Annotated in this window: 18 protein-coding genes; 10 read left to right on the plus strand and 8 right to left on the minus strand. The window is 57.0% G+C overall.

The genetic code is table 11. The annotated features are described in order from the left end of the window. Positions 1–420: 420 nt before the first annotated feature. Entirely contained in the window at positions 421–1,641 is a 1,221-nt protein-coding gene (locus DSD31_RS01575; protein WP_004868587.1) for an MFS transporter, read from the plus strand. On the opposite strand, the gene DSD31_RS01580 is transcribed toward DSD31_RS01575, so the two are convergent. Both DSD31_RS01580 and DSD31_RS01585 read right to left on the minus strand, forming a co-directional pair. Next, positions 1,642–2,199, minus strand: a complete 558-nt coding sequence (locus DSD31_RS01580) for a DcrB family lipoprotein (RefSeq protein ID WP_004868586.1) — start codon at positions 2,197–2,199, stop codon at positions 1,642–1,644. It lies immediately after the preceding gene. 73 nt (positions 2,200–2,272) lie between these two features. After that, a complete protein-coding gene (locus tag DSD31_RS01585; protein WP_004868583.1) occupies positions 2,273–2,938 on the minus strand; it encodes a 7-cyano-7-deazaguanine/7-aminomethyl-7-deazaguanine transporter in 666 nt (221 codons plus the stop codon). Positions 2,939–3,149: 211 nt separating this feature from the next. Here DSD31_RS01585 and tusA point away from each other — a divergent pair, with 211 nt between their 5' ends. Beyond that, positions 3,150–3,395, plus strand: a complete 246-nt coding sequence (gene tusA / locus DSD31_RS01590; protein WP_004868581.1) for a sulfurtransferase TusA — start codon at positions 3,150–3,152, stop codon at positions 3,393–3,395. Positions 3,396–3,815: 420 nt separating this feature from the next. Here the strand turns inward: tusA and zntA are convergent, their stop codons facing one another. Both zntA and DSD31_RS01600 read right to left on the minus strand, forming a co-directional pair. After that, the gene (gene zntA / locus DSD31_RS01595) at positions 3,816–6,014 is read right to left on the minus strand and encodes a Zn(II)/Cd(II)/Pb(II) translocating P-type ATPase ZntA (protein WP_113990797.1); all 2,199 of its coding nucleotides are present in this window, start codon (positions 6,012–6,014) and stop codon (positions 3,816–3,818) included. A 78-nt stretch (positions 6,015–6,092) separates the two neighbouring features. Further along, entirely contained in the window at positions 6,093–6,719 is a 627-nt protein-coding gene (locus DSD31_RS01600) for a lysoplasmalogenase (RefSeq protein ID WP_004868576.1), read from the minus strand. A 141-nt stretch (positions 6,720–6,860) separates the two neighbouring features. On the opposite strand from DSD31_RS01600, the gene DSD31_RS01605 reads away from it, so the two are divergent. Next, positions 6,861–7,220 carry a DUF2500 domain-containing protein gene (locus DSD31_RS01605; protein WP_069476381.1) on the plus strand — a complete coding sequence of 120 codons (360 nt, stop codon included), beginning with the start codon at positions 6,861–6,863 and terminating at the stop codon, positions 7,218–7,220. A 10-nt stretch (positions 7,221–7,230) separates the two neighbouring features. Here the strand turns inward: DSD31_RS01605 and DSD31_RS01610 are convergent, their stop codons facing one another. Both DSD31_RS01610 and rsmD read right to left on the minus strand, forming a co-directional pair. Beyond that, positions 7,231–7,509 (minus strand): DUF1145 family protein, encoded by a 279-nt coding sequence (locus DSD31_RS01610; protein WP_113990798.1) that lies wholly within the window; start codon positions 7,507–7,509, stop codon positions 7,231–7,233. Further along, the gene (gene rsmD, locus DSD31_RS01615; RefSeq protein WP_004868569.1) at positions 7,499–8,095 is read right to left on the minus strand and encodes a 16S rRNA (guanine(966)-N(2))-methyltransferase; all 597 of its coding nucleotides are present in this window, start codon (positions 8,093–8,095) and stop codon (positions 7,499–7,501) included. The genes DSD31_RS01610 and rsmD overlap by 11 nt, the downstream gene beginning before the upstream one ends. Before the next feature lie 191 nt (positions 8,096–8,286). On the opposite strand from rsmD, the gene ftsY reads away from it, so the two are divergent. From ftsY to rpoH, 4 genes are all read left to right on the plus strand, one after another. Beyond that, positions 8,287–9,945 (plus strand): signal recognition particle-docking protein FtsY, encoded by a 1,659-nt coding sequence (gene ftsY, locus DSD31_RS01620; RefSeq protein WP_015585589.1) that lies wholly within the window; start codon positions 8,287–8,289, stop codon positions 9,943–9,945. A 2-nt stretch (positions 9,946–9,947) separates the two neighbouring features. Then, complete coding sequence (ftsE, locus tag DSD31_RS01625; protein ID WP_004868565.1) at positions 9,948–10,616, plus strand: cell division ATP-binding protein FtsE; 669 nt, start codon at positions 9,948–9,950, stop codon at positions 10,614–10,616. Next, positions 10,609–11,667, plus strand: a complete 1,059-nt coding sequence (gene ftsX, locus DSD31_RS01630; protein WP_004868563.1) for a permease-like cell division protein FtsX — start codon at positions 10,609–10,611, stop codon at positions 11,665–11,667. The genes ftsE and ftsX overlap by 8 nt, the downstream gene beginning before the upstream one ends. Positions 11,668–11,925: 258 nt before the next feature. Next, positions 11,926–12,780: an RNA polymerase sigma factor RpoH gene (rpoH, locus tag DSD31_RS01635; protein WP_004868561.1), complete on the plus strand. Its 855-nt coding sequence runs from the start codon at positions 11,926–11,928 to the stop codon at positions 12,778–12,780. 51 nt (positions 12,781–12,831) lie between these two features. On the opposite strand, the gene pdxR is transcribed toward rpoH, so the two are convergent. Continuing rightward, positions 12,832–14,355: a MocR-like pyridoxine biosynthesis transcription factor PdxR gene (pdxR, locus tag DSD31_RS01640; protein ID WP_015585590.1), complete on the minus strand. Its 1,524-nt coding sequence runs from the start codon at positions 14,353–14,355 to the stop codon at positions 12,832–12,834. Between the two features lie 118 nt (positions 14,356–14,473). Here pdxR and DSD31_RS01645 point away from each other — a divergent pair, with 118 nt between their 5' ends. The 3 genes from DSD31_RS01645 to livJ all read left to right on the plus strand — a co-directional run bounded on the left by DSD31_RS01645 (position 14,474) and on the right by livJ (position 18,490). Next, positions 14,474–15,739: a 4-aminobutyrate--2-oxoglutarate transaminase gene (locus DSD31_RS01645; protein WP_004868558.1), complete on the plus strand. Its 1,266-nt coding sequence runs from the start codon at positions 14,474–14,476 to the stop codon at positions 15,737–15,739. A gap of 145 nt (positions 15,740–15,884) precedes the next feature. Continuing rightward, complete coding sequence (locus DSD31_RS01650) at positions 15,885–17,129, plus strand: aromatic amino acid transport family protein (protein ID WP_113990799.1); 1,245 nt, start codon at positions 15,885–15,887, stop codon at positions 17,127–17,129. Positions 17,130–17,386: 257 nt separating this feature from the next. Beyond that, entirely contained in the window at positions 17,387–18,490 is a 1,104-nt protein-coding gene (livJ, locus tag DSD31_RS01655) for a branched chain amino acid ABC transporter substrate-binding protein LivJ (RefSeq protein WP_015585591.1), read from the plus strand. Positions 18,491–18,910: 420 nt separating this feature from the next. Here the strand turns inward: livJ and panM are convergent, their stop codons facing one another. Beyond that, positions 18,911–19,294 (minus strand): aspartate 1-decarboxylase autocleavage activator PanM, encoded by a 384-nt coding sequence (gene panM, locus DSD31_RS01660; RefSeq protein ID WP_004868553.1) that lies wholly within the window; start codon positions 19,292–19,294, stop codon positions 18,911–18,913. Positions 19,295–19,536: the final 242 nt, after the last annotated feature.

Genomic DNA, 19,536 nt, shown 5'->3' on the forward strand with positions numbered 1-19,536 from the left:
TCGCCAGACCGTTAATTCGCGGGGGATATTCAGGTATATCGCTGACGGTATTTAAATAAATATGTCGTAGATTGCCAGTGGCATGTGTGTTGGCGACGTCCGTTCACTCCGCTGACCGGGTTATCGGTGTTCCCGGGCGAGTCTTGCTCCTCACCCGACGTCGCCTTCGGCTATTCACATTTGCTCCTGACGAATGGGGCTCTCTTGCCGGCCTGTTCCGGCTAGCGACAAAAACATTCATCCCGTGGCGGAGCGAAAATGACCGTCAGTTATCCTCTGGCAGCACTTGCTGGCAGACGCTGTACTCGATGCTGAGATTGACCGTGCGGCCCGTCGAGCGCGAATTTCTGCGCCGCGGGCTGCTTTTGAGCAGACGACGTGGTAATAGTGAAACATTGTTGTAAAAGTCTGGTGGACCCAATGCCCGAACCCGTTGACGAACCGGCGCTCAATGGAGTGCGCCTTAATCTGCGGATTGTCTCCGTGGTGATGTTTAATTTTGCCAGCTACCTGACAATTGGCCTGCCGTTGGCCGTTCTGCCGGGCTATGTCCATGATGTAATGGGATTTAGCGCGTTCTGGGCCGGCCTGGTCATTAGCCTGCAATATTTTGCCACTCTCCTCAGCCGCCCTCATGCCGGACGCTACGCCGATCTCCTTGGGCCGAAAAAGATCGTGATCTTCGGGCTGTGCGGCTGTTTTCTCAGCGGTTTGAGCTATCTGCTGGCGGCCGTCGGCAGCGGCTGGCCGATCCTTAGCCTGGCTCTGCTGTGCCTCGGCCGGGTGATTCTCGGTATCGGGCAAAGCTTTGCCGGTACTGGTTCAACGCTATGGGGAGTGGGGGTGGTGGGCTCGCTGCATATCGGGCGGGTGATTTCGTGGAACGGAATCGTGACTTACGGGGCGATGGCGATGGGGGCGCCGCTCGGCGTGCTCTGTTACTCCCTTGTCGGGCTGCCGGGGCTGGCGTGGGCGATTATGGCCGTGGCGCTGGTCGCTATTCTGTGCGCGCTGCCGAGGGCGGCGGTCAGAGCGACGAAGGGCAAAGCGATGACGTTTCGCGCCGTGCTGGGCCGGGTCTGGCCGTATGGGATGGCGCTGGCATTGGCTTCCGCCGGGTTTGGCACGATCGCGACGTTTATTACCCTGTTTTACGACGCCAAAGGCTGGGACGGCGCGGCGTTTGCGCTGACGCTATTTAGCTGCGCGTTTGTTGGCACGCGTCTGCTGTTCCCCAATGGCATTAATCGTCTGGGGGGACTGAACGTCGCGATGCTGTGCTTTAGCGTTGAGATTGTCGGACTTCTGCTGGTGGGGTTGGCTGAGACTTCATCGATCGCCAAAGTCGGGACCTTCTTTGCTGGCGCCGGTTTTTCACTGGTCTTCCCTGCGCTGGGGGTGGTGGCGGTGAAGGCGGTGCCGCAGCAGAATCAGGGCTCGGCGCTGGCGACCTATACGGTATTTATGGATCTGTCTTTAGGCATTACCGGGCCGCTGGCCGGGCTGCTGATGGCATGGGCCGGGATTTCCACCATTTATCTGGCGGCGGCGGGGCTGGTGGCGGTGGCGCTGTTGCTGAGCTGGCGGTTAAAAAAACGGCCCCCGGCGGTGTCACCGGAGGCCGCTACGTCAGGCCAGTAGTTACTGGATGACGAGGGTATTGATGATGTTTTCAGCTGCGCTTTGCGCCTGCTGCTGATTGTCTGCCGGCAGCGTGATCTGCAGGGTCAGCAACTTATCGTCAACCTTGCCGAGAATGACGGAAGACCAGGCGGTCTGGCCTTTGGCGGAGATGATGCTGTCCAGCTGCTGCAGCGTGTGGCCTTTGATATCAATCGATTTATTGGTGACAACCTGCAGCTGTGGATCGCGGCTGCGCTGCTGATCTTCCAGGCGTTGAGCCAGCACGCTCAATTCTTCATTGGTGCTGTCACCAACAATCACGATCACCGCTTTCTGTCCGGTGGCGTCAGAATAGACGTGCATGTTATTGGCCTGGGTACCCAGCTTGCCGCTCTGATCGGTCATTCCTGCTGGCAGGGAAAAACTCAGCTTGCCATCCAGCAGGCTGATATTTTGTCCGCTGGCATTGCTTTCCGCAGCAGCCCCGGCAGTCGGCGTTTTTGTGTCGCTGTTATCACAGGCCGCAAGCCCCATAACCAGCAGGCCAATACCGACATATTTAACCAAATTGCGCATTGACATCTTCCTTTCGATAAACGGCCATTAACGGCTCATTCGCTTATCTTATCACATCAACCTGCGAGTACTCTTAACCTGGCTGCAATGCGGATAAATCAGATTTATCTGCCAGTTTTTTCAGCAGCATATTCAACAACATGCCATACATCGGCAGGAAGAAAACAATGCTAATCAGTACCTTGAAGCTGTAGTCGACAATCGCGATTTCTCCCCAGTTCGCCGCCATAAACGGGTCCGGACTACGCCAGAAAGCGATGAAGAAAAAGGCCAGGGTATCGCTGACGTTGCCGAACAGGGTCGAGGCGGTCGGCGCCAGCCACCAGCGGCGGTTTTGACGCAGGCGGTTAAAGACGTGGACATCGAGGATCTGGCCCAGCGCGTAGGCCATGAAACTGGCGGCGGCGATACGGGCGACGAACAGGTTAAAGTGGGTCAGCGCGGCAAAGCCTTGCCATTCGCCCATATAAAACAGGGACGAGATGCCATAGGAGATCAACAGCGCCGGGACCATCACCGCCAGGATAATGCGTCGTGCCAGCGGCGCGCCGAAAATCCGCACCGTCAGATCGGTGGCGAGGAAGATAAACGGAAAGCTGAACGCGCCCCAGGTGGTATGAAAACCAAAAATGGAGATCGGGAGCTGCACCAGATAGTTGCTGGAGGTGATAACCAGCAAATGAAAAAGAGAAAGCCAGACCAGCGCTTTTTGACGCTGTGACGTTGTAAATGGACTCATATTGTGACCTTTTTAGTGATTGGGGTGAGGGAACCCAATAAATCAATACTCGTGCTGTGTTTTGCCAACCCACGAGTACCAGTTTGAAGCGGCAGAATGATACTGCGTTGAGCGGGTATTGCAATGGTTGTTTTTCGCGCAAACGTTAACCTGACTTGCGTAGCGGAAAAGTGGGGGTAAACTAGGGCCGTTTTGTTGATGTGAGATGAAAATGACCGAACTTTTCTCCAGCCCTGACCACACTCTGGATGCTCAGGGCCTGCGTTGCCCGGAGCCGGTAATGATGGTGCGTAAGACCGTACGTACAATGCCGGTGGGCGAAACGCTGCTGATTATCGCCGACGATCCGGCGACAACCCGTGATATTCCGGGTTTTTGCCGCTTTATGGAGCATGAGCTGCTGGCGCAAGAAACCGCGGCGCTGCCCTATCGCTATCTGATTCGTAAAAGCCATTAAGCACGGGTTTGCGTGCCTCTCCCGGAGGCGGGGCAATGCCCCTGTCCGGGCTACAAAATCCAAAGACCGCACGCTCCCGTAGCCCCGGTAAGCAGCGCGCCACCGGGGGTAAACGGTGCGATTGCCGCAGGCCGTCTTCCCGGAGGCGGGGCTATAAAGTCCAAAAAACGCACGCTTCCGTAGCCCCGGTAAGCAGCGCGCCACCGGGGGTAAACGGTGCGATTGCCGCAGGCCGTCTTCCCGGAGGCGGGGCTATAAAGTCCAAAAAACGCACGCTTCCGTAGCCCCGGTTAGCAACGCGCCACCGGGGGTAAACGGTGCGATTGCCGCAGGCCGTCTTCCCGGAGGCGGGGCTATAAAGTCCGAAAACCGCACGCTTCCGTAGCCCCGGTAAGCAACACGCCACCGGGGTCTTTCCGCTTACTTCTTACGTAACAGTCGCAGGGCGTTAGCGGTCACCAGCACCGTTGCCCCCGTATCGGCCAGCACCGCCAGCCACAGCCCGGTCAGTCCGAGCAGCGTAGTGATAAGAAAAATTCCCTTTAAGCCAAGCGCAATCGCAATGTTCTGCCGAATATTGGCGTGGGTGGCGCGGGCCAGGGAAATCATCTGTGCCAGACCGGTTAAGCGGTTATGCGTCAGGGCGGCATCGGCGGTTTCCAGCGCCACGTCGGTTCCGCTGCCCATGGCGATACCAATGGTGGCGGCCTTCATTGCCGGCGCGTCATTAATCCCGTCACCGACCATCGCCAGCGGCGCAGCGGCATTGAGCGCCGTGACCGCCTCCACTTTATCGGCCGGCAGCAGCCCGGCACGGAATTCCAGCCCCAGTTCCCCGGCAATGGCGGCAGCCGCCCGCGGGTTATCGCCGGTCAGAATTACGCCCTGCACCCCCAGACGATGCAGATCGTCGACCGCCTGACGGGCGTCGTCTCGCAGCGTATCCTGCAGCGCCAGAATGCCGAGCAGAGACTGTTCGCGCAGTACCAGCACAACCGTCTGACCCGCGCTCTCCAGCTGCTGAATCTGCGCCTCATGCTCTGCGGCGGCGTCGTTGCCTGCCGCGCAAATCAGTATCTGACGACCGTCGACCTCGGCTTCAATGCCCGAACCCGCCAGTGCGCGCTGACCGCGGGCAGACGGAATCGTCAGCTGGCGCTGCTGGGCTTCGCGCACGATGGCCTGCGCCAGCGGGTGGCTGGAGCCTTGTTCCACTGCCGCCGCCAGCGCCAGCAGGTCATTTTCATCCACGTCATTCAGGGCGATGGCGGCGGTGACGCGCGGTTGGCCGACGGTTAGCGTCCCGGTCTTATCAAAAGCCACCTGACGTATGCGACCCAGTTGCTCAAGCGCTGCGCCGCCTTTAATCAGGGCACCGCGACGCGACGCCACCGCCAGCCCGGAAGTAATGGCCGCCGGAGTGGAAATGACCAGCGCACAAGGACAGCCGATCAGCAGCAGCGTCAGACCTTTGTAGATCCACGGTAGCCAGGCGGCGGCAAAGAACAGCGGCGGTACGATGGCGACCAGCAGGGCGACGACCATAATGGCCGGTGTGTAAATCCGGCTGAAACGATCGATAAAGCGTTCAATCGGCGCCCGACGTTCCTCCGCTTCTTCAATCAGCTTCAGAATGCGGTCAATGGCGCTGTCGCCCGGCTCAGAAATCACCGTCAGTTGCACCAGGCGGTCGACGCTGGTGGCGCCTGCCCCCACGCGTTCTCCGGAGCGGCGCTCGACCGGCACCGACTCACCGGTTAAGGCACTTTCATCGAAGCTGGCGAACGGCGTGCGCAGCTGACCATCGGCGGGCAGGCGACCACCTGCTGCGACTTCAATTACGTCTCCAGGGCGGAGATCGCGCTGGGCGACGGTTTCCCGCACGCCGTCACGCAGGCGAGTGGCGGTATCGGGTTTTAACGCCATCAGCGCGCTTACCCCCTGGCGGGCACGGCTGGCCGCCCAGCCTTCAAGGCGCTCGCCAACCATAAACAGCAGCAGCACCATCGCGGCTTCGGCCGTTGCGCCGATAAACAGTGCCCCGATGGCGGCGACGCTCATCAGTGTTTCAATGGCAAACCAGCTACCGCTGCGGATCAGGCGCAAAGCCTGACGAGCGACGGGCCACAGACCCACAAGCGTGGTGGCAATGAATGCCAGCTCGCCGAAGGGGTGGTTGAGCTGCTCCAGACCCCAGCTCAGCGCCATCAGTAGTACCAGCGTTATCAGCGGCAGGTTCTCGCGCAGAGGTGAGGTTTCCGGCGGCGGGGCGCTTTCATCGCGCAGCGTATAGCCCGCGGCACGTACCGCGCTTTCGACGGCAGTGCGAATATCGGCATCGGCGTTGACCAGCAGTTTTTCGGTGGCAAACAGAACCTGCACCTGGTTGACGCCGGGTACCTGGCGCACCGCCGTTTCGACTTTACGGGCGCAGGCGGCGCAGTCCATGCCTTCAACCAGCCAGCGATAGCGCGCCTCGTTTAACCCCTCGCTGTCGGCGGCGTTATCGGCGGCACAGCCAGATTCCGTGCAGCAGCTGTCAGCCTGGGCGACAACCGGCTTTAATTTGAATGACGAGAACTGTGGGACTTTTTTATCCTGCGTTTCTGGAGTCGACATGGGACCCTCCCGGTAATGATAATTTTCTCATTACCAGAAGGATACACTCTGGAGTCGACTCCAGAGTCAAGCGCAAAATTACAGATACAGCGCGCGGACGATCAGAAAGTGGCCGGCAAAGTAGAAGGCGGCGGCGATGGCGTTATCGGCGCGGAAGCGACGGCGATAGTGGCTGATCAGCCAGACAATATTACTCAACAGCAGGAATGTCGCACCGGCGAAGCCTGAGAATGCGGTATCCGTCGGGCGGAAGAACCACAGCTCACCGGCCAGCCAGACCATCACCAGGGTCATGCCGATAAAGGTGAAAACCGGCATGCGCAGATCTTCCAGCCGGCTCCAGATGACCGCAAGCAGCAGCGCGCCGATAACCAGCAGCACCAGCGGCAGCGGCCAGAAAAACGACATCGTCATCTGGCTGGCAAACCAGATCGTGTACAGCAGATGCGACAGGAAAAAGGCCCCCACCGCATACATCACCCGCTGGCGCGGCAGCAGCGTTAATGCATCGCCCAGCAGCGAAGCGCACAGCCCGGCGAGTACCAGGTAGCTGATAGCGTTGAACATTGGCGCCTGCCAGGCCAGCAGCAGCAGCAGGATCAGCGTGACGGGTTTAAAAACCCAGCGCTGCCACGTGGGGCCGCGATAGGACGCATCGACGAAAAGCCATGCGGAGAAACAGACAGCAATAAACGACCAAAGCATAGTAAGTCCTTGTATCTGTTATTATTAAGTGAGTGGTGTATTGGCAGTACTGAAACTTAGTGTAGTGGTTCGGGCGGGCAGATGACAACGTTAATCAAGGCGCGGTATGCTTATTCCTGAGAATTCTTATGGGTGAGATGAATGAGCAAGGTTCCCCTGTTTTTTATTATCGTCGTCGCCATTATTGTGGTGGCCGCATCGGTCCGCTATGTACAGCAACGACGGGAAAATATGGCTAACGACGCCGCGCCGCTGCTACAAAAGCGGGTGGTGGTGAGTAACAAACGGGAGAAGGTGATCAACGATCGCCGGTCGCGCCAGCAAACCGTAGCCCCCGCCGGCAGCGATATGCGCTATGACGTGAGCTTCAGGCCGGAAACCGGTGGCCTGGAAGTCAGTTTTCAGCTTGAGGCGGCGCAATATCATGCGCTCAGCGTCGGTGACCGGGGAACGCTGAGCTACAAAGGCTCAAGGTTTGTCGCGTTTACGCCAGAACCTTGAGCCCACGAGGTTACTTCTTACGCAGCGTGGCCTTGAGTTTTTTCTGCCAGGCCACCAGTTCAAACACGCCAAAGATAAAAATACGGACCTGTTCAAAACGGCTCAGCGGCGGGGCATCTTTCGGCTGAGTGGCCTTCAGCAGCGTCAGCTGCAGACCGTGCATCAGGATCATAAAGATCAGAGCAACGTTAACGAAGATGTTCAGCGGCTTCGGGAAAGGCTGAAACAGGTTTAATAATAAAAATGCCCAGACGCACAGCATCAACACGCGGCCAAAATTAATCAGCATGATTTTCTCCTTTTGCCTCACGTTGATAGAGACGGTAGGCGACCTGTCCGGCCACTTTCTCACGATACAGATGCCAGCATGCCGGCACCGGCGGTAAACCATTTTCGACTTCGCTCTCAACGTAGATGAGCGCTTCATCGGCGAGCCAGCCGTTATTTTCCAGCAGACGCAGCGTCTCTTCCAGCAGACCTTTGCGGAAAGGCGGATCGACAAACACGATATGGTGCGGCGTGCCTGGCTGATTAAGGTAGCTGAGCGTATTGGTATTGACCACCTTGCCATGGCTGGCTTTCAGGGTCGCCAGGTTTTTTTGCAACTGTTGAGCGACGCCGCGCTCCATTTCCAGCAGCGTGGTGCTGCCCGCATAGCGCGACAGCGCTTCCAGCCCGAGGGCGCCGCTGCCGGCAAAGCAATCGAGGCAGTGCGCATCGACCATGACAGGCGCCAGCCAGTTAAAAAGGGTTTCACGGACCCGGTCGGTAGTCGGGCGCAGGCCCGGGCTCTCGGGCACCGGTAATTTCCGCCCCCGCCATTGCCCACCAATAATACGGATCTGGCCGCTGCCCGTGTGGTTTGGTTTCTTCATCTCGTTGCTCAGGTCTCCACTTTCAGCCCGCTATTCTAGCGATCGAACGCGGATGACGAAACCTTAATCCGGGGGCGGTGATGCGAGTTAAGTTAAGTGATAGACTATCCGACTAATTTCATCATTTTTCAGCTTCCGCTATTGTTATGCCGAAGCTGTGCCATGAATAAACAGCGGGAGTGTCGTCGCAAATGGCAAAAGAGAAAAAACGTGGCTTCTTTTCCTGGCTGGGCTTTGGACAAAAAGAACAGGCGCAGGAAACCGAGACCGAACAGAAAGTAGAAGGGCAAACCGACGTTGCCGAACAGCATTCGGCTACAGCGTTGCCTGCTGAGACGGTGGCGGCACCAGAAGCGGATACGGTAAGCGCTTCTACGGTGGAGAAAGAGGACGCGGAAGCTTTTGCGGCCGATGTCGTTGAGGTGACTGAACAGGTTGTTGAGAGCGAATTACCGCACTCTGAGCCGGTGACGCCTGCGGTTGAAGCCCCGGCCGAAGTCGAAGCGATCCCTCAGCCGCACGCTGCTATTGACGAAGCGCCAGCCGCCAGTACGTGGGTCGAAGAGGCTGCCGTTGAACAGGTTGTGGCTGAGACCGCTGCTGAAGAGACGGTTGCTGAAAAGCTGTCGGCGGAAGACCTCGCCGCTCCGGAGTCGCTGGTCGAAGATGCGATCGCTCAGCCGGTTGTCGCGGAAGCGGTAGCCGGGCAGACGCCGGAAGCGGTGACGGATGAGCCGCAAGTCGCTGCCGTGGACGACGCGGTGAGTGATGAGCCGCGCGGTGAGGAACAGCCTGAATCTGCTCTGTCTGATGAAGAACTTGAAGCTCTGGCGCTCTCCGCTCAACCTATTGATGATAAAGAGGTTGTTGAAGCGGAAGAACAGAGTCAGCCGGATGATTCCGCTCAGCAGGAGCAGGAAAAACCGACGAAAGAGGGCTTTTTCGCCCGTCTGAAACGCAGCCTGATTAAAACCAAACAGAACCTCGGTTCCGGATTTATCAGTCTGTTCCGCGGCAAAAAAATCGACGATGATCTGTTTGAAGAGCTGGAAGAGCAGCTGCTGATTGCTGACGTCGGCGTGGAAACGACCCGTAAGATCATTACCAATCTTACCGAAGGCGCCAGCCGTAAGCAGCTACGTGATGCGGAAGCGCTGTATGGCCTGCTGAAAGAAGAGATGGGCGATATCCTTGCGAAAGTGGATGAGCCGCTGAATGTTGAAGGGAAAACGCCATTTGTTATTCTGATGGTGGGCGTGAACGGCGTGGGTAAAACCACCACTATCGGTAAGCTGGCGCGTCAGTTCGAACAGCAGGGTAAATCGGTGATGCTGGCGGCCGGGGACACCTTCCGTGCCGCGGCGGTAGAACAGCTGCAGGTCTGGGGTCAGCGCAACAACATTCCGGTGATTGCTCAGCATACCGGCGCGGACTCGGCATCAGTGATCTTCGATGCTATTCAGGCCGCGAAGGCGCGAAATGTTGACGTGCTGATCGCCGATACCGCGGGTCGTCTGCAGAATAAATCGCACCTGATGGAAGAGCTGAAGAAAATTGTCCGGGTGATGAAAAAACTGGATGAAGATGCGCCGCATGAGGTCATGCTGACCATCGATGCCAGCACCGGGCAAAACGCGATTAGCCAGGCCAAACTGTTCCATGAAGCCGTTGGCTTGACCGGCATCACGTTGACTAAGCTGGACGGTACCGCGAAAGGTGGGGTTATCTTCTCGGTCGCCGACCAGTTCGGTATTCCGATTCGCTACATTGGCGTCGGTGAACGTATTGAGGATCTGCGTCCGTTTAATGCGGGCGACTTTATTGAGGCACTTTTTGCCCGAGAGGATTAATCATGATTCGCTTTGAACAAGTCAGCAAAGCCTATCTCGGTGGGAGACAAGCGCTGCAGGGGGTGAATTTCCACCTGCAGTCGGGCGAGATGGCATTTCTGACCGGCCACTCCGGCGCGGGGAAAAGTACCCTGCTTAAGCTTATCTGCGGTATTGAACGGCCGAGCGCCGGGAAAATCTTATTCGGCGGCCACGATATTAGCCGCCTGAAAAGCCGTGAGGTGCCGTTTTTGCGCCGTCAGATCGGCATGATTTTCCAGGACCACCACCTGCTGATGGACCGTACGGTGTTTGATAATGTCGCTATTCCGCTGATTATTGCCGGCGCCAGCGGCGATGATATTCGTCGCCGTGTGTCGGCGGCGCTGGACAAGGTCGGGCTGCTGGACAAAGCGAAAAACCTCCCTATTCAACTCTCCGGCGGCGAACAGCAGCGCGTGGGGATTGCCCGCGCGGTGGTCAATAAGCCTGCGGTGTTGTTGGCGGATGAACCTACCGGTAACCTCGACGAGGCGCTCTCGGAAGGGATTTTACGCCTGTTTGAGGAGTTTAACCGCGTAGGCGTAACGGTTCTGATGGCGACGCACGACCTGGGGCTGATTTCCAGCCGCTCGTATCGCATGCTGACCCTGAGCGACGGTCATATGCATGGAGGCCATTGGGGTGAATAAGCGCGACGCAATAAACCAGATTCGCCAGTTCGGTAGCAGGCTCGATCGCCTCCGCAATGGCGCAGGCGCGGGCGGCGGCGGTGGGCGTAATGCGCCGAAGCGGCCAAAAGCAGCGCCGGGCCCGGCTTCCCGTAAGAGCAACGTCTTTAACGAACAGGTTCGCTATGCCTGGCATGGCGCGGTCCAGGATTTAAAAAGTACGCCGCTGGCTACCTTCCTGACCATTATGGTTATCGCCATTTCGCTGACGCTGCCAAGCGTGTGCTACATGGTGTACAAGAACGTCAACAGCGCGGCGGCGCAGTACTACCCGTCGCCGCAGATCACCGTTTATCTTGAGAAAACGCTGGACGATGACGCGGCGGCGCGAGTGGTTGGCCAGCTCCAGGCAGAACAAGGCGTAGAGAAGGTGAACTATCTGTCGCGGGATGAAGCGCTTGGCGAGTTCCGCAACTGGTCTGGCTTTGGTGGCGCGCTGGATATGCTGGAAGAGAACCCCCTTCCGGCCGTCGCGATTGTCGTGCCGAAGCTGGATTTCCAGAGCACCAATGCGCTGAACACGCTGCGCGATCGCGTGACGCACATTCAGGGCGTGGACGAAGTGCGTATGGATGACAGCTGGTTTGCCCGCCTCTCCTCGTTGACCGGGCTGGTGGGCCGGGTGTCGGCGCTGATTGGCGTGCTGATGGTGGCGGCTGTGTTCCTCGTTATCGGCAACAGCGTACGCCTGAGCATTTTTGCTCGTCGCGATACCATTAACGTGCAAAAACTGATTGGCGCGACCGACGGCTTCATCCTGCGTCCGTTCCTGTATGGCGGTGCGCTGCTGGGCTTCTGCGGTGCCTTTTTATCGCTGATTTTGTCGGAAATTATGGTGATGCGCCTGTCGTCCGCGGTGACGGAAGTCGCGCAGGTGTTTGGAACCAAGTTTGAACTCAGCGGGTTAGGCTTCGACGAGTGTCTGCTGATGCTGATTGTCTGCTCGATGATTGGCTGGGTGGCGGCCTGGCTGGCTACCGTGCAACATTTACGTCACTTTACCCCCGATTAAAAAAAGTCTGATATAATCTTTCCCTGCACTGATGAATGTCTCTCTGCAGGGAAAGAGTCCCTGTTGTCTCTTCCCTACGTTTCATTTCCATGTCACATTTTGTGCGTAATCTATTCACATCGTTGCATGGAACTTGTGGATAAAATCACTGTCTGATACTAATGTGGGTGATATTCTCGTTGCTCATAAACGCTGGCATGTTTGTTGCTCATCTCATGGGAACCATCACGTCAGACGATATCGATTGAGAGGATTTGAATGACCAAAGATATGCAAACTTTAGCTTTAGCCCCCGTTGGTAACCTGGAATCGTATATCCGGGCTGCGAACAGCTGGCCGATGTTATCGGCTGATGAAGAGCGGGAGCTTGCTGAAAAGCTGCATTACCAGGGCGATCTGGAAGCAGCGAAAAGGCTGATCCTGTCTCACCTGCGCTTTGTTGTTCATATTGCTCGTAATTACTCGGGCTATGGCCTGCCGCAGGCGGATCTGATTCAGGAAGGCAACATTGGCCTGATGAAAGCCGTGCGTCGTTTCAACCCGGAAGTGGGCGTGCGTCTGGTTTCCTTCGCCGTACACTGGATTAAGGCTGAAATTCACGAATACGTTCTGCGTAACTGGCGTATTGTGAAAGTCGCGACCACCAAAGCGCAGCGTAAGCTGTTCTTTAACCTGCGTAAAACTAAGCAGCGTCTGGGCTGGTTTAACCAGGATGAAGTCGAGATGGTGGCCCGTGAGCTGGGCGTGTCGAGCAAAGACGTACGTGAAATGGAATCCCGTATGGCGGCGCAGGACATGACCTTCGACATGTCGTCGGACGACGAGTCCGATAGCCAGCCGATGGCACCGGTGCTCTACCTGCAGGATAAAACGTCTAACTTTGCCGATGGCATTGAAGATGATAACTGGGAAGAGCAGGCGGCCAACAAGCTGACCGACGCGATGCAAGGTCTGGACGAGCGTAGCCAGGACATTATCCGCGCCCGCTGGCTGGACGAAGACAATAAGTCGACGCTGCAGGAACTGGCGGATCGCTATGGCGTGTCGGCTGAGCGCGTACGCCAGCTGGAAAAAAACGCGATGAAGAAACTGCGTACTGCCATCGAAGCATAACGCAACAGCGTACATACTCGCCTCTGTGCAGGCACCCGATAACGCCCCACATTACGTTGGGGCGTTTTGTTTTTCTGCGTCTGCTTTTTCGGCCAGCACCTGCGGGCATAGCGTCTGCAGACATGCCAGCAGGATACGGAAGGCCGGCTCCATTTGCGCCTCTGCCAGGCTGGCAAAGCCCATCAATAGCCCCTTCTTACGTTCTTCCGTCAGATAGTAGCGCGAGAGCGGACGCACCAGAATATTGTGGGCATTGGCCTGTCTGGCGATCGCGACATCGTCCGCGTCGTCTGGCAAGTTGAGGATCAGATGTAGACCGGCGTTATCGCTGAAATCTGACAGCGCCTGCGGGCTGCAATAACGCTGAATCAGCTCGGTCAGGCAGGCGCGACGGCGGCTGTACAGCAGGCGCATTCGTCGGATATGGGCGGAGTAATGGCCCGCGTTAATGAATTCCGCCAGCGCCATCTGAATCAGCGAGTGGCCGCCGCGATAGAGTTCGGCATGGGCGCTTTTCAGATCGCCAATCAGCGGACGCGGCAGCACGACATACCCCAACCGCAGCCCCGGGTAGAGAGTCTTACTGAATGTTCCGATATAGACGACCGGCGCGTCGGCAATCAGTCCCTGCAGCGCCGGAATCGGCTGGCCGGAAAAGCGAAATTCGCTGTCGTAATCATCCTCGACGATCCAGCTGCCGTGCTGGCGCGCCAGAGCCAACAGGCGCTGACGGCGCTCCAGGCTCATCACCGCTCCCAGCGGATACTGATGCGATGGGGTGACAAAAATCAGGTGTGGCGCCGCCTCAACTGTCTCCGGCGGGCACAGGCCGTTGGCATCGACGGTAATGGGATTGACCCGCACATCATTCATCGCCAGCACGTGACGGATCCCCCAGTAGGAGGGCTCCTCGACCCACGCCAGATCGCCACTATCGCAGAGCATACGCGTCACCAGATCGATTGCCTGATGGATCCCTTCCGTAATAAGAATTTGATCTGCCTGGCTGTGAACGCCTCGGGACACGCGCAGGTAATCCACTAACGCCTGCTGCAGTTCCGGAGTACCGCCGTTACAGCTGTAGCTCAGTCGCTCGGGTTTCGGGCGGCGGCTGATACGGGCCTGAATCTTGCTAAATAGCGGGTGGGGAAAAGCATTGACGTCCGGTACGCCAGGGATAAACGCTCCCCACTGGCGCGGGCTGGCGCTGACGTGGCTGAGCAGCTGTTGCCCGCGGCGCGACAAAAAGGGGGTTGCCGTCAAGTCGCTGCTGTTTTCGGCGATGCTGCCAGTAGAAAGAGAAATATCCGGCCCGGTTTTCGCGACGAATGTGCCGCTTCCGCGGCGGGAAACCACATATCCTTCCGCCTGCAATTGTTCATAAGTTGTTAATATGGTGTTTCTTGAAACGCCGAGCTCCCCGGCCAGATCTCGCGAGGGGGGCAGGCGGCTATGGGGCGCTAAAGAACCGTCCAGAATCGAGCGACGAACCGCGTTGTATAAGCGTTTATGCAGCAGCGGGTCTGTCTCCTCCTGCAATCTGACCAGCACAAGGTCACCGACGAGTGAGCGCAATTGGATCCCTCAGATAATCTAAATTGGTACTCGATTATAGGGCCAACTCCTGTGTAAATAAACGACATAGTTTCGAGATTGTTGCGATAACGTGACACACATGACAGGAGATTCGAGGGTGAAAAGTTCAGAACTGAATCAACGTCGCCAGCAGGCGACGCCGCGCGGCGTAGGCGTAATGTGCAATTACTTTGTTGAGAAGGCGGAGAATGCCACGCTGTGGGATGTGGAAGGTAACGAGGTGATTGATTTTGCTGCGGGAATCGCCGTGCTCAATACCGGCCATCGCCACCCGAAAATTGTTGCCGCCGTCGCGCAGCAGCTGGAGGCCTTTACCCATACGGCGTATCAGATTGTCCCTTACGAAAGCTATGTTTCGCTGGCGGAGCGCATTAACGCGCTGGCGCCGGTCGATGGCCCGGCCAAAACCGCTTTCTTCACCACCGGTGCGGAAGCCGTGGAAAATGCGGTGAAGATTGCCCGCGCTTATACCGGCCGTCCGGGGCTGATTACTTTTGGCGGCGGCTTTCACGGGCGTACCTTTATGACCATGGCGCTGACCGGTAAAGTCGCGCCTTACAAAATCGGTTTTGGACCGTTCCCTGGTTCGGTTTATCACGGGGTATACCCGAATGCTGCCCACGGCATCACCACCGATGAGGCGATGAAAAGCCTTGAGCGTATCTTTAAAGCCGATATTGCCCCGGACCAGGTGGCGGCAATTATCCTCGAGCCGATTCAGGGCGAAGGCGGTTTTAACGTCGCGCCAGCGGAGTTTATGCAGGCGCTGCGTACGCTGTGCGATACCCACGGCATCCTGCTGATTGCCGATGAAGTGCAGACCGGTTTTGCCCGCACCGGCAAGCTGTTTGCTATGCAGCATTACGACGTGAAGCCGGACCTGATGACGATGGCGAAAAGCCTTGCCGGCGGTTTCCCGCTGTCAGGCGTAGTGGGGCGCGCCGAGGTGATGGATGCGCCGGCGCCGGGCGGACTGGGCGGCACCTATGCCGGTAACCCGCTGGCGGTCGCCGCGGCTCATGCGGTCCTTGACGTCATTGAAGAAGAGCAGCTGTGTCAACGTGCGGAACAGCTTGGCAGCCATCTGAAAGAGGTGCTGAATCAGGCGCGCGAGTATTGTCCGGCGATTGTTGATGTTCGCGGCCAGGGCTCAATGGTTGCCGTGGAATTTAACGATCCGCAGACCGGCGCGCCGTCACCGGAGTTCACCCGCCACATTCAGCAAAAGGCGCAGGAAAATGGTCTGCTGCTGCTGAGCTGCGGCGTCTATGGCAACGTTATCCGTTTCCTGTATCCGTTAACTATCCCCGATGCGCAGTTTACAAAAGCGCTGGATATTCTGGCGCGCGTCCTGAAGGGATGATGTGCCCGACTCCTGTGCGGCGGCAGGGAAGCCAGATAAAACAGGATGCCGCACACGAGTTTTCATACTCAGCGTGAGTGGTTTATCACCCTGATATCACCTTTTTTCCGGCGGCGCCTGTCGCCGGAATAAAACGGAAAATATTATGTCTGAACATTCCACCTTTTCCTCGGTTCTCACCAGCCGGGAGCGTACCGCTGTACCTGCAAAATCCCTTAGCTTCGTGGAAGGGGTCTCGATGATCGTCGGCACCAATATCGGTGCCGGGGTTCTGTCTATCGCCTATGCGTCCAGCAAGGCCGGCTTTTTACCGCTGTTGTTCTGGCTGGTGGTGGTCGGCAGCCTGACGACGGTCACCATGCTGTATGTCGCAGAATCGACGCTGCGCACCCGTAAGCATTTACAGCTGAGCGGGCTGTCGCATCGCTATGTCGGGCGCTTCGGGGCGCTGATGATGTTCCTGTCGGTTTGCGTGAACAGCATCGGCGCGCTGACGGCCTATATGACCGGAAGCGGTAAGCTGCTGCATTCGCTGTTCGGTATCTCTCCGGCGCTGGGGAGCGCGCTCTTTTTTATCCCGGCGGCAGGCGTGCTTTATCTCGGGCTGAAGGCCATCGGGCGAGGTGAAAAATTCATCAGTATCGGCATGGTGGTCATGATCGCCGTGCTGGTGGCGGCGACGCTGCTCAAAGAGACGACCCAGGTCCGCTATCTGCTCGACGGCAACTGGCTGTATATGGTGCCGGTGTTCAACGTGGTCGCATTCTGTTTCTCGGCGCAGTATATCGTTCCGGAAATGGCCCGCGGGTTTGCGGATAAGCCGGAGAAATTGCCGAAAGCCATTATGGTGGGAATGGGGCTGACTTTCTGCCTGCTGGCGCTGGTCCCGCTGTCGGTGATCGCCCTGAGCGGGCTGGATAATATTTCCGACGTGGCGACGATCTCCTGGGGCAGGGCGCTCGGTGAGTGGGCCTTTTTCTCCGCTAACCTGTTTGCCCTGTGTGCGATGCTGGCTTCTTACTGGGGTCTGGGGGGAAGTTTCCTGACGAATATTTTCGATCAGTTCCGCCTCGGCAACGATGAGCAACCGCGCAAGCGCATGATGGTGCTGACTATCGTGGCCATCCCGCCATTTATTCTGGCATACAGCGGCATGGTGTCGTTTGTGAATGCACTCTATTTTGCCGGCGTCTTTAGCGGCGTGATTTTATCCATCATGCCGATTCTGATGCTCAAAGGCGCCCGGCAGCGCGGTGATATCACGCCAGGCTGGAGCTGTCCGCCGCTGATAACCCATCCGCTGATCCAGACCTTCATTGTGTTGCTTTACCTGTGTAGCGCCGTTTACGCGATAGCTTCCGCATTGGGCTACCTGCCCGCCGGTTGGTAATCTGGCGCCTGACTCCACCGCGTCCGGTTCATCCTGACGCGGTTTTTTATTTGTCACTTATCTGTTACATAACCCGCAATTTTGTCATTTCAAATTCTCCTGAATGGCGGTATGTTTAGCATAGTGTGCTGCAAAAGCGCAGGCGGCAGACCTAAAAGTAGACGTCATATGCTTTATTTATGACTTAAATTAGAATAATGCGCTAACAAACAACATCACAACAAATGCAAAAAACCATAATAATGGGGAGCCTCAGGATGAACATGAAGGGTAAAGCGCTACTGGCAGGATGTATCGCCTTAATTATGAGCAATGCCGCGCTGGCGGAAGATATCAAAATTGCCGTGGTTGGCGCGATGTCTGGCCCGGTGGCACAGTACGGTGACCAGGAGTTTACCGGTGCTGAGCAGGCGGTTGCCGATATTAACGCGAAGGGTGGGATCAAAGGCAATAAGCTGCAGATCGTGAAATATGATGATGCCTGCGACCCGAAACAGGCGGTGGCCGTCGCCAACAAGGTGGTTAACGATGGCATTAAGTACGTTATCGGCCATTTGTGCTCGTCCTCTACCCAGCCGGCGTCCGATATCTATGAAGACGAAGGCATTCTGATGATCACCCCGGCTGCGACAGCGCCGGAGCTGACCGCCCGCGGCTATAAAATGATTCTGCGTACCACCGGTCTCGATTCTGACCAGGGGCCGACGGCGGCGAAATACATTATTGAGAAGGTTAAACCTCAGCGCATCGCTATCGTGCATGACAAACAGCAATATGGTGAAGGTCTGGCGCGTGCGGTGCAGGATGGTCTGAAGAAGGGCGGCGCTAACGTGGTGTTCTTTGACGGCATCACCGCCGGGGAGAAAGATTTCTCTACCCTGGTTGCGCGCCTGAAGAAAGAAAACATCGACTTCGTCTATTACGGCGGCTACCACCCGGAAATGGGGCAGATTCTGCGTCAGTCCCGCGCGGCAGGTCTGAAAACGCAGTTTATGGGACCGGAGGGCGTCGCCAACGTCTCCCTGTCTAACATTGCCGGTCAGTCTGCGGAAGGCATGCTGGTCACGAAACCGAAGAACTATGACCAGGTCCCGGCGAACAAACCGATTGTTGACGCGATCAAAGCGAAGAAACAGGATCCGAGCGGCGCCTTCGTCTGGACAACCTACGCGGCAATTCAGTCGCTGCAGGCGGGCCTGAATCAGTCCGAAGACCCGGCGGCGATCGCGAAATACCTGAAGGCCAACTCTGTCGATACCGTTATGGGGCCGCTCTCCTGGGATCAGAAAGGCGACCTGAAAGGCTTCGAGTTCGGCGTGTTTACCTGGCATGCCGATGGCACGGCGACCGACGCCAAATAATTTAACCTTCGCCTTTCACGCTACAGGTGCGTTGGCTGCGCTCCTCAACCCCGGTCGCTTACTCATGTAAGCTCCCGGGGATTTCACAGCTTGCCGCCTGCCTGTAGCGCGAAATTCTCGGTTAAATCAATGGCCGCTTAGTTGCCATGAAACGCGGGGATTCCCGGTTAAATCAATGGCCGCTTTGTTGCCATGAAACGCGGGGATTCCCGGTTAAATCAATGGCCGCTTAGTTGCCATGCAAAACGGAGATCCCCGGTTAAATCAATGGCCGCTTAGTTGCCATGAAAAACGGAGATCCCCGGTTAAATCAATGGCTGCTTTGTTGCCATGAAACGCGGGGATTCCCGGTTAAATCAATGGCCGCTTTGTTGCCATGAAAAACGGAGATTCCCGGTTAAATCAATGACCGCTTTGTTTTTAATGCTTTTCCCAACCGCCGTCCCGGGCGCTGAAGCCTAGCGCTTGCATAAACGCCGACATGACGCGGTGGTCTTCAATTCCGGTATCGGCCATCCGCCAGCGACCGATTTCTGGATTTCTTTGCAGCACTTCTTCCACCAGATATTGCCCGACGCCGCGCCGACGAGTGACTTCGCGTACGCACAGCGCGCTGAGCTCGCCTTCATTGCCACGTAGCGTGACGCGCACGGCACCCAGCAGACGCTCGTTAAAGCGGGCGGCGTAAATTCGGTGACGATCGTCCAGAGGGATATCGTCGGGATCCTGCGACGGCCAGATTTTCCCTAAGTCGATGCGATCCTGATCGCTGAAAAGTGGTAATCGAATAATGGTCAGTTTCATGCGCGACAAGTCCAGTCAAAACGGATGGGGCAGTGTACCCAAATTTGCTGTCGGAAGGGGCGCTGTTTTTTATCCATTCATTAGGGGATTCGTTCTTCTGGCGAGTGCAGATTAGAGCAATCCGTCATGGATCGAAAAATAAGCAGAATTTTAACCTAATGTGCAGCGTTTTATTCCGCCTTATGTATCGTTATTTTATGCTGTGAAGAGGACTTTTTTTTGTTTATCTTCGCTTTAATACA

The organism is Klebsiella sp. X13 (genome assembly GCF_003323835.1).
GTDB classification, from domain to species: Bacteria; Pseudomonadota; Gammaproteobacteria; order Enterobacterales; family Enterobacteriaceae; genus Klebsiella; species Klebsiella ornithinolytica.